General features: G+C 51.3%; 13 protein-coding genes. 5 read left to right on the top strand and 8 right to left on the bottom strand.

The genetic code is table 11. The annotated features are described in order from the left end of the window. The first annotated feature begins 4 nt into the window (after window positions 1-4). Both HCR03_RS04035 and HCR03_RS04030 read left to right on the top strand, forming a co-directional pair. A complete protein-coding gene (locus HCR03_RS04035; RefSeq protein WP_156989500.1) occupies window positions 5-463 on the top strand; it encodes a PDDEXK family nuclease in 459 nt (152 codons plus the stop codon). A 41-nt stretch (window positions 464-504) separates the two neighbouring features. Continuing rightward, a complete protein-coding gene (locus tag HCR03_RS04030; RefSeq protein ID WP_156989501.1) occupies window positions 505-1,404 on the top strand; it encodes a GIY-YIG nuclease family protein in 900 nt (299 codons plus the stop codon). A 160-nt stretch (window positions 1,405-1,564) separates the two neighbouring features. Here the strand turns inward: HCR03_RS04030 and HCR03_RS04025 are convergent, their stop codons facing one another. From HCR03_RS04025 to HCR03_RS04000, 6 genes are all read right to left on the bottom strand, one after another. Beyond that, window positions 1,565-3,034, bottom strand: a complete 1,470-nt coding sequence (locus tag HCR03_RS04025; RefSeq protein WP_187036738.1) for a recombinase family protein — start codon at window positions 3,032-3,034, stop codon at window positions 1,565-1,567. Then, window positions 3,034-3,198, bottom strand: coding sequence for a hypothetical protein (locus HCR03_RS04020; RefSeq protein ID WP_187036737.1), 165 nt, complete (start codon window positions 3,196-3,198; stop codon window positions 3,034-3,036). Before HCR03_RS04020 ends, HCR03_RS04025 begins: the two co-directional genes overlap by 1 nt. A gap of 398 nt (window positions 3,199-3,596) precedes the next feature. Continuing rightward, on the bottom strand, window positions 3,597-5,036 hold the full coding sequence (asnB, locus tag HCR03_RS04015) for an asparagine synthase (glutamine-hydrolyzing) (protein WP_187036735.1): 1,440 nt from the start codon (window positions 5,034-5,036) through the stop codon (window positions 3,597-3,599). Between the two features lie 206 nt (window positions 5,037-5,242). Further along, window positions 5,243-6,625, bottom strand: a complete 1,383-nt coding sequence (locus tag HCR03_RS04010; protein ID WP_187036734.1) for an MFS transporter — start codon at window positions 6,623-6,625, stop codon at window positions 5,243-5,245. Window positions 6,626-6,827: 202 nt separating this feature from the next. Further along, on the bottom strand, window positions 6,828-8,294 hold the full coding sequence (locus HCR03_RS04005; protein ID WP_228725093.1) for an FGGY-family carbohydrate kinase: 1,467 nt from the start codon (window positions 8,292-8,294) through the stop codon (window positions 6,828-6,830). A 12-nt stretch (window positions 8,295-8,306) separates the two neighbouring features. Beyond that, the gene (locus tag HCR03_RS04000; protein WP_407926834.1) at window positions 8,307-9,086 is read right to left on the bottom strand and encodes an SDR family oxidoreductase; all 780 of its coding nucleotides are present in this window, start codon (window positions 9,084-9,086) and stop codon (window positions 8,307-8,309) included. Window positions 9,087-9,301: 215 nt separating this feature from the next. On the opposite strand from HCR03_RS04000, the gene HCR03_RS03995 reads away from it, so the two are divergent. Then, window positions 9,302-10,423: an ROK family transcriptional regulator gene (locus HCR03_RS03995; RefSeq protein WP_156989505.1), complete on the top strand. Its 1,122-nt coding sequence runs from the start codon at window positions 9,302-9,304 to the stop codon at window positions 10,421-10,423. A gap of 139 nt (window positions 10,424-10,562) precedes the next feature. Here HCR03_RS03995 and HCR03_RS03990 read toward each other — a convergent pair whose 3' ends face one another. Together HCR03_RS03990 and HCR03_RS03985 are read right to left on the bottom strand one after the other, a co-directional pair. Beyond that, window positions 10,563-11,120 carry a DUF1836 domain-containing protein gene (locus HCR03_RS03990; RefSeq protein ID WP_066644665.1) on the bottom strand — a complete coding sequence of 186 codons (558 nt, stop codon included), beginning with the start codon at window positions 11,118-11,120 and terminating at the stop codon, window positions 10,563-10,565. Then, window positions 11,113-11,973, bottom strand: coding sequence for an AraC family transcriptional regulator (locus HCR03_RS03985; RefSeq protein WP_066644668.1), 861 nt, complete (start codon window positions 11,971-11,973; stop codon window positions 11,113-11,115). Before HCR03_RS03985 ends, HCR03_RS03990 begins: the two co-directional genes overlap by 8 nt. A 181-nt stretch (window positions 11,974-12,154) precedes the next feature. Between HCR03_RS03985 and HCR03_RS03980 the strand changes: the two genes are divergently transcribed. Both HCR03_RS03980 and HCR03_RS03975 read left to right on the top strand, forming a co-directional pair. Then, window positions 12,155-12,556, top strand: a complete 402-nt coding sequence (locus HCR03_RS03980) for an OadG family protein (RefSeq protein WP_187036732.1) — start codon at window positions 12,155-12,157, stop codon at window positions 12,554-12,556. A 38-nt stretch (window positions 12,557-12,594) separates the two neighbouring features. Beyond that, the gene (locus HCR03_RS03975) at window positions 12,595-13,740 is read left to right on the top strand and encodes a sodium ion-translocating decarboxylase subunit beta (RefSeq protein WP_407926833.1); all 1,146 of its coding nucleotides are present in this window, start codon (window positions 12,595-12,597) and stop codon (window positions 13,738-13,740) included. Window positions 13,741-13,745: the final 5 nt, after the last annotated feature.

Genomic DNA, 13,745 nt, shown 5'->3' with positions numbered 1-13,745 from the left:
TAGAATGATTGTAAATGATTATTCGGCTGAGCTTGTGGTGGCGGGAACATTTGCGGCGCATGGATGGAACGTATATTTTCCACATAGAGACAAGGGCTTTGATTTCATTATTACCAAAGATATTGCGGGAACAGGGGAACTTATCCGACCAGTGCAAGTTAAAGGAGAATATCCAACTGAAGATAAAACCGATAAACCGGTTTATGGATATGTAGGGAAGTTAACCAAACTGCATCCGGAAATGGTGCTCGCAATGCCCTTTTACAATGGTGATCTTGCGTTACCTGAATTTATTGCATATTTACCCATCTCCATGATTAAAAAATGTTCTCGGGGTTACCGTTGTCAACCGGCATCATTTAAAAATGGGGAACCCGTGAAAAGGCCTGGCTTTGATAAATTCTTTGATTTTAATAGACTAGCTATTTTGGAAGATGCTAATTGGAAAGACATACTATTATGAATCGACAGTTCATGATTGTGCAGAAAGCGAGGAAATAACCCATGGCTACGAGAGGCAAAAGCATAAACCTGTTTCTGATAGACGGCGACCCCAACGGGTGCATTAAGTGTACCCTTGCCAATTGGACAGGAGTAGCCTATAAAATTCCGCGCACTGAATTGGATCAGTGCAAGGGACGCGATGATCTCTCACAGAGCGGGGTCTATTTTCTGTTTGGAGTTTCGGATCAGACCGGCGAGGATGTTGTTTACGTCGGTCAGGCTGGCGTGAGAAAAAATGGTGAGGGCATTCTCTACCGCTTGCAGGAACATAGGCGCAACCCTGAAAAAGACTACTGGACAGAGGCAGTTGTTTTTACAACCTCAAATAATTCTTTCGGACCCACTGAGATAAGCTACCTTGAAAACCGCTTTACGAATATGGCGATTGCGGCAAAACGATATCTGGTGAAGAACGGTAATGATCCGACACTGGGCAACATTACAGAGGAAAAAGAAAGTGAACTGGAAGAGTTCGTTGACTACGCCAAGATCGTAATGGGCACCCTCGGTCATAAGGTGTTTGAGCCGCTCTCGCAGCTCGTGGTAACAGCCCCGCCAACGGGTGAGGAAACCCCTCAAGCCGGAGAAAATTTCTTTATCAAGCGAAGCGGCGCCGACGCCAAAGCGAGGCTGACAAACGAAGGACTTGTCATTCTCGCGGGGAGTGTGATTCGGGAAGAACTACTTTCGAGTTGCCCTGACCATGCTAAATCTGCACGGGAGGACAACAGGAAATATATAGATGAGAACGGAGCCTTGCAAAAGGACATCCTCTTTAAAACACCATCGGGTGCGTCTGACTTTGTCCTTGGCGCGTCAACAAGCGGAAATGTGGAGTGGAAAACGGCCGAAGGTAAAACGCTGAAGGAATTCGAAGCAAGAGAGACAAGCGAAGGATAACCCCACCAAGAATATCATCGGCTTCTGCTTGACTTTTCCCACCGCCTAGGACGCTTAAACAGTGATTTACCGCAACCTCGGTGTTTCTAAAGACATAAAGGTTTTATTTGTCTCAACAATTTTTCAGCGCGTTCATACACGCCAATACGGCAAAAGCGCTTTACATTCTCCATCTTACTTCCCGAATCTTCACCTGCCCAAAAAATTCGCCTTTCGGCTTCACGCTTTCAATGACAATCCTTTCTACAAACTGTTTCAGGAAAGCGCGGCGTTCGTGGTTTGATAACTTATCCCAGTTCTCTCTAAAATTCCGGGCGATTTCCTGTGGCTTGACCGCCGTGGGCTTGGGAGCGGCGCTGAGGCGCTCCAGTTCGGCACTCAGAACCAGCTTATCCGATGCGACCAGCTTCTTCATTTCGCGGTAATCATCAAAGTCAATTTCGTTACGGACATATCGCTCCAGTGTTTCATGTTCCCTTGTTTCAAGGCCTTTCAGCTTGGCTTCCAGCGACAGGATGGCTTCACTGTTGTCATGCTTGATTTTTTTCTCTTCTGCAAGAGAAGGATTATCCGCATCATTAAAATCCGAGATTTGGGATATGTATTCCTCGAAAGCCGCCTCCACTTTCTTGTGGCTCATACTGCCGACGGTGCAGGTCCCAAGTGTGTGATTACAGCATACATATCCGACCGTAATTTGAATTTTCGTTTTTAATTGTTTGCGGGATTCATAGGTTTTCATCTTGTAGCCGCACTTTGCGCATACCAAAAATCCGGCAAAATATTTATTGTCATTCGGCGGCTTTGTGATACCCACCTTTTTATTTTGCTCAAGGATGTCCTTCGCAGCATCAAAAAGTCCCTGTGGAATAATCGCTTCATGCAAGCCGTCGTATTCCTGCTTGTGTTTGGAATCGCTCATGTGGTGGCGCACATCGCCCACATAGTTGCAATTGGTGAGGACGCGCCTGACTTTCACAGACGACCATGTTTTGTCTTTTTTCGTTAATATACCGCGCAAATTAAGCCGCCGCGCAATGTCCGTGAGTGTAAGTCCGTTGTTCACAAACATTTCAAAAACATCCCGCACGACTTCGGCTTCGGCGGGATTTACTGTTTGCATTTTTTGGCCCTTCACGCGGTCATATCCGAAACTTGCCGACGATGTGCAGAGTGAATACCCTTCCTTCACCTTGCGTTCGACGCCGACCCTTGTTCGCTCAATAATGTTTTCGCGCTCAAACTCTGCAAAGATCCCGATGATTTTGATAAACATCCTGCCGGATGCCGTTTGTGTATCAATAGACTCCATTAAGGAGTTGAATTCGCAGTCATTGGCATTGAACAGGTCAACCAGATAAATCAAATCCGCCGTGGAGCGTGTGAGGCGGTCGATCTTGAACACCAGCACGTTTTTAACGAGCCCGGCTTTTACGTCCGCAATCATATCTTTAACCGCGGGGCGTCCGGTAATGTCCTTGCCGGAGATGCCTTCGTCGGCATATATTTTATAGATTGACCAATCTTTGATTCTCACATAATCCTTGAGCTTCTGCTCCTGCGCCCGGATGGAGAAACCCTCCTGCGCCTGTTCCTCCGTGGAGACCCGAACATAAATTGCTGTTTCCATCAGCCACTGCTCCTATCATCTTTATTGATAGGATTTTGCGTTGACTCCTCTTTTTCACCGTCAAGATCTGCTTCCATGGCTTTGCACTGCGCCTTCAAAAAGAATTTTAACATCCGTTCCTGTAACGTCTTTGGCAGTTCAATTCTTTTTGAATCGTCGGACATATATTTCACCTCGTAAAATGCTCTTTGGTAAAATATATGTGGGCGGCATTTGGAATAAAGATTGTCCGTAGAAAATCGGTTCTATAAATCGTTACACAGCTTTTAGAGGGGAATTTCTATTCACGCGTCACGCGCCGGGGAGGTTCGCGCACATGGCAGACAACTTTTATCTCAATGCCATTTTGCCATATTAGAAAACCCGTGCGAAACAGCTATGCACATAGATCATTGGTATAAGGAATCGGAGCTTCAGGGTCGCCTGATGTCGAAATGAGTCGAACACTGATTTTGGTTTTTGTAGACACTGGTCGATAAAACAAAAAGCAGGGTTGACATGAACCAGTTCGTGTCGAAAAAGTGGCTATTTTCCTGACTTTCTTGTCCCACTCCTCATTGGTTTATACTATCCCTGCCCTGTCGTCCAGCAGGGTGGTCATAAACCATTTGATGTTCAGGTATGAAATTTCCCTGCGCCGCGCCTCCTGCGCGCTCTCGTTTTCCAGTTTTGGAACTTCAGCGATGGATTCCTCGTAACGCTGGTTGACGTAATCCTCCAAATCCAGCGCGTCGTTGATTTCAGGTTTAAACAGATCCGTCCGTACGGAAAGGTCCGGTGACCAGGGGAAACAATGGCCCTCGAACGCTTCTTTTTTATGAAACCACGGATAACCGCCGAAAATCTCATCGGCACATTCTCCGCTGACCGCAACGACATGATCTTTTTTAATCATCCGGCAGAAGTGAAGGAGGGAGGAGTCAACGTCCGCCATGCCCGGCATGTCTTTCGCGTCCACCGCGTCATAGAGCTTGTCGGCCTGGCTCAGATTGTCGCATTTGAGGACGGTGTGGTTCGTCCCGCAGTATTCCGCCATTTTTGCCGCCCAGGGATCATCGGAGTCCGGCTGGAAGGCGGTTGGCTTGAAATATCGGTCGTTGCCTGTGAACTCAAAGGAATAAGTGGAGAGAATTTGGCCTAAATCCCGATACTTGCGCGCCGCGACCGACGTGACCACGCTGGAGTCCAGTCCGCCGGACAGGAACGTGCACAACGGAACGTCGGAAACAAGCTGCCGGGTGATCGCGTCTTCCAGAAGGTAGCGTACATGTTTGACCGTATCCTCGTAGCTGTCCGGATGTTCGTGGCTTTCAATCTGGAAATAAGGTTTGACGGAAAAGCCGTTTCGGTCTGATATGGCAAAGAACCCCGGCTTGATTTCATAAATATCCTTGAACACGCCAACGCCGGCTGTTCGGGCGGGACCGATTCCAAGAACTTCACAGAGGCCATTGCGGTCAAGAATCGGGTTGACTCCCGGGTACTGCAGCAGAGCCTTGATTTCGGAACCAAACACCAGCCGGTCACCCGCAAGAGTATAAAACAGGGGCTTTACCCCGAACCGGTCGCGGCACAGAAAACAGCGGTTCCGCCTTTCGTCGTCGACGGCAAAGGCAAATATCCCGTTCAGCTTCTTGGGGCATTCTGAGCCGTAGTGAATATAGCATTTCAAAAGAATCTCGGTGTCGCTCGTCGTTTCGAACACATAGCCGATCGACTCCAGTTCGCGGCGCAGCTCGTCGCCGTTATACAGTTCCCCGTTGTAGACAATCGTGTACCGGTATCCGCCCGCGTAAGCGGTCATCGGCTGTTTCCCGCCTTCCAGATCAATGACCGCGAGCCTCTGATGCGCGAAAGCGGCGTGGGTTGAAACAAATACCCCGTTTTCATCGGGTCCGCGGTGCCTGAGCGTATTGCCCATACGCCTTGCCAGCTGACCCAGAAAAGGGGCCTCTTCGGTAAAATCTTCGTTGTAGTTACAAAAACCTGCAATCCCACACATATGGAACCCCCTCCTTCGAAGTTACAGTATCATATTATGTGAAATTGCAATTATGGTTCTAGAAAACAACCCCGCGGGGAAACTGAGCCGAACCTCCCCAAAGGGAACGGACAGAGGAATCAAAAGCCCTGCAGCGGGAGATTCCTGTCGTTTGCAAGGTTCAACGGAGAGAATGTCTTGCTGATAGACCAGCCTTTTCAGGCTTCTTAGTTGGAGGAAGGCTGCAAGGAACCGGAGACCGAAACCTTCGACGCATTGATTTTGCGCCTGTTTTCCAGTTCTTCCGACATTTCACTGCGAATGCTGTCGACACGGTAAAAATAGACTGCGATGCAAATCAAAACGCATATGATAAGCGGGATCCAAATGAAAGCAGTCTCTATGGCTGCTAGCGCCTTTGGCGTCTGCGGAATGTTCGGCACATATCCGCTCATTGTTAGAAAGATGCCGACCAGCATACTCGCAAGGCCCATGCTCGCTTTCACAAAAAAGCCCTGAAACGCGGCGATCATCCCGGCGATGCTTTTTTTGTTTTTGTATTCGGAATAATCGATCACGTCCGGCTGCATGGAAAATGTTGTGCCGAAAATTCCGTATATCCCGAGTCCCGTCACGGCGAGCCCGGAAATCAGCATGACCGTCGAGCTTTTACCCAGGTAGATCGTCAAATCGCCGATCGCATAAATCAGCGAACTGATCACCATCAAATTGCGTTTCGAAATATGTTTTTCCAGGAACGGGAGAATGAGGAGCATCGGCAGCCCCGAAAGGATGCCGAAGAGGCCGACAAAAACAATCCAGTCGGCTTTTCCCAGATTATAGGTAAAATAATAAAGGACGGACGTATTTCGTATCACATAGAGCCCGAAGTATAAAAAATTCAGGATGAAAAGCACGATGCTCGCGCCCGTGAGCCCTTTCAAATCGTCTTTCAGTCTGGAATGCTCGTGGGTGACGGAAGTCGGCACAACCTCCTCCGTATTCAGAAAGGTGATGCCGAAGATCAGCATCGCCGCAACGCCGTAGATGCTCATAGTGATCAGATATCCTTTGGCGTTGTCGCCGCGACCGAAAAATTTGACAAGAGGCGTCGTGATGGTCATAACCACCGCGGTGCCGATCATGGCGCAAACCATACGGGTCGACACGAGGCAGTCCCGCTCATGAACATCGGACGTGAGCCTTGGAACGATCGTGTTGAGAGGAATATTGACGATCGTATACGAAAGACACAGCAGGGAGTATGTTACATAAGCCCATACGAGCTTGCCGGTGGCGCCGAAATCCGGCACGACAAAAGTCAGCACCGTGAAAACAGCGAACGGGACTGCGCCGACAATGAAATACGGCCTCCCTTGGCCCCACCGGGTGTGGGTTCTGTCTACAATCAATCCCATCCCGGTATCCGTACCGGCGTCAATGATTTTTGTTACCAGGGTCAGCGTACCGGCTGCCGCAGCGGTAATTCCAAAAACGTCCGTATAGAATATCATCAGATATGACGCCATCGTACTGAACACCAGATTGCAGCCAAGGTCTCCAATCCCATAGCCGATCCGTTTTCTCCATTTGTCCCAAAACAGATTCATTCGCTTCACCCCAAAATTATATTTTTTTAATGTGCCGCATTACTCCAGATGAAACTCCGGACTGCCGGTCAGGCTGATGATCAATCCCCGGGCCGTATGCCAAACAGCGGTCTGATTTTCCGATGATGATCAGGCGGCATTTGAAAGTCAATTCAGTGCCGAAAGAGTTTTCATATCGTTCCTGAGATTTTTGTATATCGATTTATAGCATCGGTAGAGAGAATCGTATCTGGCATGTGCTTTCGGATCCGGTTCGACAGGTTCGGCTAGGACACGCCATTTTTGCATGCCCTCCCGGGTCAGCAGACCGGTTCCCAGGCCCGCGAGCATGACATCGCCGAGATTGGCCTCCACATCGTTGATCGGGCAGACAACCCCTGTGACCGGTGACGTCGGCGAAGATTTGTTTCCAGAGAGTTGACTTCACCGCGCCGCCTGCGACGAGAATATCCCCGACCTTTTCTCCGGTAGCCTCTATGGCATCGCGGAGAGAATAGGCGACCGCTTCCAAAAACGCACGGTAGATATGGGCCTTTGTATGCGCAAGCGACAGCCCGATGATCGTTCCGCGCGCGTTCGAGTCCCACACAGGGCTGCGTTCACCCATAAAATAAGGCAGGACGATGAGCCCTCCGCTCCCCACTGGAATCTTTTCCGCCTGTCGGTCCAATACGGCGTAGGCGTTGGGTCCCCCTGCTTTCTGCCGGCTGTACTCCGCCTCCGCAAAGGTATCGCGGAACCACTTGACGATTGCTCCCGCCGTTGCGGCGCCCGCGAAGCAATAGGAAAGCTCCTTTGCCCTGTAAAGATAGGGCCACTCGATCAGGCCTCTTCCCTGCACGGGCTTGTCGGTGATGAGAGCGCCGCACAGGGAGGTTCCGATTGCCGCCGCAAATACGCCCGGTTCAAATACCCCGAGGCCGATGTTGGCCGCACCGCAGTCGATGCCTCCGGCGCAAACCGGCATGCTTTTGCAAAGACCCAGCTCTTTTGCGGCCTCTCCCGTCAGCCCGCCCACGACGTCGCTGGATTCCACAAGGTTTTGGGGCAGCTTGGAAAGGGGAATTCCCATTTTGTCGAGAAGTTCCTTTGACCAGGTGTGGGTGTTCATGTCGAAAATGCCGCCCGTGTTCCCGGCGGAGGAATAATCCTCGGCAATTTTGCCGGTGAGTCGGTAAATGGCATAGGCGTTCGGCGGAAGGAAAAGCTTTGTTTTCTCCCAGTTCTCGGGCTCATGCCGCTTGATCCACAGCATTTTGGTAAAACCGTAATAGGGGTCGGATCCGTTATGGGTGATCCGCATCAGTTTTTCAGCGCCGATCTGTTCCAGGGCCCAGTCGCTTTCCTCCTGGGCCCTGCGGTCCATCCAGATCAGGCACGGACGCACGGGGCGCATTTGCGAATCAAGCGGGATTCCGGAACCGCCGTAAAGGCCGCTGATGCAGAGAGCCTTTACGGCCTCCGGCTCCACCGCCGCTTTCTTTACGGTTTCCCGTATGGATTCTTTGACCGCGTCAACCCAAATGTCCGGCCACTGTTCCGCCCATAGCGGTTTTGGCGTAAGTACATCATATTCGCACAGGTGCTCTGCGATCAGATTTCCGGAAGTGTCCGTCAGAATGGTCTTTGTTCCGGAGGTTCCTATGTCTGTACCCAACAAATAATTCATACGATGTCCTCCTTAAATGCAGGTGAATGCTCCGTCGATCACAAAATCCGCGCCGGTCGTAAAAGAGCTTGCGTCGCCCGCGAGATAAACGGCCGCCGCCTGAAGCTCCTCCGGTTTGCCCATGCGGTGAAGCGGAGCCACCGCGTTCCACTGTTCGATCAACGGCTTGAGGGACGGCGAATTCAGCGTGAGCTCGGTTCCCATGTATCCGGGACTGATGCAGTTGACCCGCACGTTCCGTGTCGCCCATTCCACGGCAAACGATTTTGTGAGCTGAATCACACCGGCCTTCGAGGCGTTATAGGAACACTGCGGCTGCGGATAGTTGACAATATGGGCCGACATGGAAGCAGTATTGATGATGGAGCCGCCGCCCTCCCGCAGCATGACCCTGCCCGCGGCCTGTGCGGTGAGGAATATCCCGGTGAGGTTGATATCGATCACCTTTTTCCATTGGGCAAAAGTCATTTCTTCGGCCGGCACGTTGAGGCATATGCCGGCATTGCAAAAGGCCGCGTCTAGTTTTCCGAATTCCCGGAGCACCGTGTCGATCATCCGGTCCACGTCCTCCGGCTTTGTAACATCGGCCTTTATTGCCATGGTTTTTCTGCCGGTTTGTTGTTCGAGCTCTTCTGCCGTGTTTTGCGCCGTTTCGATGTCGAGGTCTACAATCGCAACGTCGGCTCCCGCTTCACAGAGTGCGGTCGCCATGCTTTTACCCAAGCCTCTTGCTCCCCCGGTAACAAATATCTTTTTGTTGTCGAGCCGCATTTTTTCCAGAATCCCCATCATGATAGCTCCTTTTCAATTATTAAAATTGATTTTATAAAATGATTTTATAAAACTGATTTTATCATATAACATGGGGAGGGAATCTGTCAATACGTATTTAATGACAAAGTTATGTCAATCGTTTTTGTGCATGTTTACCACACGAGTTGCAATGAACCTGCTTTAGTGTTAAAATAATAAAAATATATTTTGAAAAGTGAGTTAACTAATATCATATGAACAGTCTGACGCTGAAAGATGTAAAAAGAAATAATTACTCTCTGATCTACCGCCTTTTGTACCATGAGAAGAAGCTGTCCAAACAGGATCTGGCAAACAGGCTTCGCCTGAGCCTGCCAACGGTTTCGCAGAACCTGAATCAGCTTGAGTCTCAGGGCCTTGTCCGAAAAAGCGGCCTGCTTGCGGGTCAGGTCGGCCGCAAGGCGGTTGCGTACAGCTTGTGCGAAAAGGCGCGAGTCGCGGTCGGGGTGGAGATTCAGAGGGACGTTCTTCTGATAACGGCGGTCGACATCTACGGCCGAACGTTTCTCAGAAAAGAAACCCGCTGTGTGTTTCGTGACGAAAGCGGCTATTATGAAGAAGTCGGACGCGCGGTCCTTGATTTTTTGGCGGAGATGGAAGTCACCCCGGGGGCAGTGCTGGGAATCGGATTTGCCGTACAGGCGCTTGCCTCGGCGGACGGCAGAGAGATCACGTATGGGAAAATTCTGTACCGTACCGGAATGCTTGTGGACGAATTGGAGAAAGGGATCAAGCTGCCGTGCAGTTTTATCCACGACGCGCGCTGCGCCGCCACTGCGGAACTGTGGTTTGACAGGAAAATAAAAGACGCCGTTTATCTTTCGGTCGGGAAACACCTTGGCGGCGCGTTGATTATGAACCGCCGAATCCATCAGGGCAGCCGCGGGTGCAGCGGAGCGATCGAGCATATGACGCTTGTGCGGGACGGACGGGACTGCTATTGCGGCGGCCATGGATGCATGGAGGCCTATTGTTCTCTCGAAGCGCTGCTGCAGGGCAAAGACACTCTGCCGCGCTTTTTCGAGAGGCTGAGAGCAGGCGAAGCGGAATATGTTCGCAGATGGACAAGCTTTCTCGAAGATTTGTCCGTTGCGCTGAACGACCTGTACGCGATTTTTGACGTTCCGTGTATTCTTGGAGGGAGTATTGCGCCTTACATCACGAAGGACGATATCGACAGCCTGCATGAAAGGGTTTTTTCCCGCACGGCGTTTCCAAATCCGCAGCCGTTTATTAAAATCAGCAATGCTCCCGCCGACAATGTGGCGGTCGGAGCGGCACTGCCATATATCCGGAGGTACCTGGACTCCGTATAAAGCCGGAAGCAACCGCGGCTCATGCTTTGTTCAATTAAAAGAAGCCTCTCGTTGTAGCTTGGCGTCCTACAACGAGAGGCTTCTTTTGCACGGCCTGTTTTTAACGGTTCAGCTCATTCGGCATGCGGGGCCGTCTTGACTATTTCTTTTCTTTCTCGGCTCTCGGTTTGCTTTCTTTCGCAAGCTCGCTTAAGATTCTTTCCGCGGCCGTGCGCCGGGCATTTGCTTCTATCGAAAGTTCAATCGCCAGCCTGGTCAGGTCTGCCTCGCTTTGCTGCGAGGTGGACCGGATGCGCTCACAGACTTCCTTCATCGCGGAGGTCTGGGCTTCGCAGAAGCGGTCGTACATTTCATTTTGCGATGCGTTTAACAACAGCGTTTTCACTAGAGAGGAAATATCCTGAATGGAAAGAACCTGCTTCAGCATGCAGATCACCGTCAGAATTGCAAGATGATCGCGGGAATACTTTTTTTGCTCCGGCCGGGGAAGAACTCCGTCCTTCACATAGTTGTTGATCATGCTGGAGGTGAGCAGATTCGTCCCTTCGTCCCGCTCATACAGGCAAAGCTGCTTGTTCATGTAAGTCAGCACCTGATCCATATATAAATAAATTTCCGGGAGCCGTTCCCATTCCACGGCTCTCGATTCTTCGATTTGACCGATCCATTTCTGAATCCGTTCGGTTGCCTCACTCATGCGTTTTTTCCTCCCCTGTATTTCTGTGTCCGCCTGCGGTGTAACGGCTCGGCGGAACGCCCATGTACCGCCGGAAGACCCTCGAAAAATAGAGCTGGTCGGAAAAGCCCGTGGAATAGGCCGCTTCTCCGACCGTCAGGCCGCCAGCCTTCAGCAGCCCGGCGGCTTTACCGATCCGGTAACGCATTAAGTATTCGTTCGGCGGCATGGAAATATGCTGCATAAACAGGCGGTAAAGGTGACTGCGGCTGATACCGGCGCTGGCGGCGATGCTGCTTACGGTAATATCGCCCGAATAGTTGTAATCGATGAATTTAATGGCTTTTTTTACATACTCGTATCCGTTGTCCTGCGGCTGGGCGGGTTTCCCGAACCGGTCCATCAGCGCGGCCAAAAACAGCAGAAGACCGGATTCCATGCGGGCTTCTTCGCTGGGACTTGATCCGGAGGAATTGCAGATATCGGTCAGCAGGCGTTCCAGCTTGTCGTCGCCCCCGTAATGAAAAACCGGTTCCCGGTCCAAAAGGCCCGTCTGATCCATCAGGCGTTTCGCGTCGCTTCCATTAAACCCCACCCAGCAGTAGGTCCAGGGGTCCCTGTCGTCGGCGGAGTAGGATACAAGCTGGGACGGAACCACAAGAAAACCGTCCCCCACGGATAAACTGTGCTGTTTACCGCAAGAGCGGAATTCCCCGCGCCCGGACACAATGTAATGAATCAGATAATGATCCCTGACTGCCGGACCCCAGGAATGCCGCGAGGCGCAGCGCTGCACGCCGCAGCTGTAAACCGCAAGGCCCAGACTGTTGTGAAACGGATCCCGGAATGAACGTCTGAATTCCTCTTCTCCCATGGGACGCCGCACCTCCTTTTCTTCAATTTTATTATAATTCCGAGCGGGTTTAGATGCAATAAAAAACAAAAATTGATGAAAATAATTGAAATCAATTTTGGGATCAGTTATAATAAAAAGCATATTCAATCATTTTTAACTGGCTTTGACCGGAATTTTCATGCGGGAATGGGGACGGACAATGAACTTTCAACAGGAAGTGCAAATATCACTGACGGTCTTGATTACAGGGCTTGTAGTCGTATTTTTAATGCTGATTTTTTTAACTCTGGTGATTAAGGGCTATGGGAAAGCGGTGAATTCCCTGCAATCCAAACTGAATCAGCGGCCGCGGGAAAGCATGCCGGTTCCCAAACCGGAGCCGGTTCCGGCCGCTGCTCCCGCGCCGAGCGAACCGGCTGCGGAAGAAGCTCCCGCAGCTGAGGAGGGAATCTCGGAAGAGATTCTGGCTGTGCTTGCCGCCGCGGCATACAGTATGATTCCGGGCGGTGTGGTTACCTCCGTGCGCCGCGCGGCGGTGCAGAGCAGAGCAAAGTCATCGTGGGGAATGGCCGGCCTTCTGGAAAATACGCGGCCGTTTTAATTCAATGAGGCTTTTGGAGCAGGGGAAGGATTGGTAAAGTGACGATATTCAGTGGATTTCTCAAATCGGTTATGAAATTATTTGAAACCTCGGGCCTGGTCGGCAACGATCCGCGCAATTATGTCATGATTTTAATTGCGGGAGTTTTGATTTATCTGGCGGTGAAGAAGCAGTTTGAACCGCTGCTCCTTCTTCCCATCGCGTTCGGCATGCTGCTTGTCAACCTGTATCCCGCGATTATGGCTGCGCCGACCGATACGGAAAACGGGGGGCTGTTTTATTACCTGTACCTCGGCGTCAAGCTGGGAATTTATCCGCCGCTCATTTTCCTCGGGATTGGCGCCATGACGGATTTCGGCCCGCTGATTTCCAACCCGAAAAGCTTTCTTTTGGGCGCCGCGGCTCAGCTCGGCATATTTACGACTTTTATCGGCGCGATTTTTCTTGGATTCGAGACAAGGCAGGCGGGTTCCATCGCCATTATCGGCGGAGCCGACGGGCCTACCGCTATTTTTGTCACTTCCCAGCTGGCTCCGAAGCTTCTGGGGCCCATCGCGGTGGCGGCTTATTCCTATATGGCGCTGGTGCCGATTATCCAGCCTCCGATCATGAAGGCCCTCACGACTAAAAAAGAACGTTTGGTGCGCATGGAGCAGCTTCGCCCGGTCTCCAAGCTGGAAAAGATTCTGTTCCCGATCATCGTGACCATCCTGATTTCTCTCCTTCTTCCGGATGCCGCTCCGCTGGTCGGAATGCTGATGCTTGGCAATCTGTTCCGTGAAAGCGGGGTTGTGGACCGCATCAGCAAAACCGCTCAGAACGAGCTGATGAATATCATTACGATTTTTCTCGGCACAACGGTCGGCGCAACCGCTACCGGTTCTCTGTTTCTTTCCTGGGGGACGATTAAGATCGTGATTCTGGGACTGCTGGCTTTCTGCATCGGAACCGCAGGCGGCGTCCTGTTCGGCAAGCTGATGTGCCGTCTGAGCGGCTATAAGGTCAATCCGCTCATCGGTTCGGCCGGCGTGTCCGCGGTTCCCATGGCGGCGCGTGTGTCCCAAAAAGTCGGTCAGGAGGAAGACCCGGGCAATTTCCTGCTGATGCACGCAATGGGGCCGAATGTCGCGGGCGTGATCGGCTCCGCAGTCGCGGCGGGGGTTTTGCTCAGCATCTTAAAGTAATTTTC

The sequence above is a fragment of the Caproicibacter fermentans genome (assembly GCF_014303955.1).
In the GTDB taxonomy this organism is placed as follows: Bacteria; Bacillota; Clostridia; order Oscillospirales; family Acutalibacteraceae; genus Caproicibacter; species Caproicibacter fermentans.
The sequence above is the reverse complement of the archived record's forward strand: the minus strand, read 5'-3'. Positions and strand labels throughout refer to the sequence as shown.

Excerpts from the sequence above, each read along its gene's own strand:
- HCR03_RS04010 (WP_187036734.1), bottom strand. The coding sequence starts at position 6,625 with ATGAATCTGTTTTGGGACAAATGGAGAAAACGGATCGGCTATGGGATT.
- HCR03_RS03980 (WP_187036732.1), top strand. The coding sequence starts at position 12,155 with ATGAACTTTCAACAGGAAGTGCAAATATCACTGACGGTCTTGATTACA.
- HCR03_RS03985 (WP_066644668.1), bottom strand. The coding sequence starts at position 11,973 with ATGGGAGAAGAGGAATTCAGACGTTCATTCCGGGATCCGTTTCACAAC.
- HCR03_RS04020 (WP_187036737.1), bottom strand. The coding sequence starts at position 3,198 with ATGTCCGACGATTCAAAAAGAATTGAACTGCCAAAGACGTTACAGGAA.
- HCR03_RS04005 (WP_228725093.1), bottom strand. The coding sequence starts at position 8,294 with ATGAATTATTTGTTGGGTACAGACATAGGAACCTCCGGAACAAAGACC.
- HCR03_RS04000 (WP_407926834.1), bottom strand. The coding sequence starts at position 9,086 with ATGATGGGGATTCTGGAAAAAATGCGGCTCGACAACAAAAAGATATTT.
- HCR03_RS04025 (WP_187036738.1), bottom strand. The coding sequence starts at position 3,034 with ATGGAAACAGCAATTTATGTTCGGGTCTCCACGGAGGAACAGGCGCAG.
- HCR03_RS04035 (WP_156989500.1), top strand. The coding sequence starts at position 5 with ATGATTGTAAATGATTATTCGGCTGAGCTTGTGGTGGCGGGAACATTT.
- HCR03_RS03995 (WP_156989505.1), top strand. The coding sequence starts at position 9,302 with ATGAACAGTCTGACGCTGAAAGATGTAAAAAGAAATAATTACTCTCTG.
- HCR03_RS03990 (WP_066644665.1), bottom strand. The coding sequence starts at position 11,120 with ATGAGTGAGGCAACCGAACGGATTCAGAAATGGATCGGTCAAATCGAA.
- HCR03_RS04030 (WP_156989501.1), top strand. The coding sequence starts at position 505 with ATGGCTACGAGAGGCAAAAGCATAAACCTGTTTCTGATAGACGGCGAC.
- asnB (WP_187036735.1), bottom strand. The coding sequence starts at position 5,036 with ATGTGTGGGATTGCAGGTTTTTGTAACTACAACGAAGATTTTACCGAA.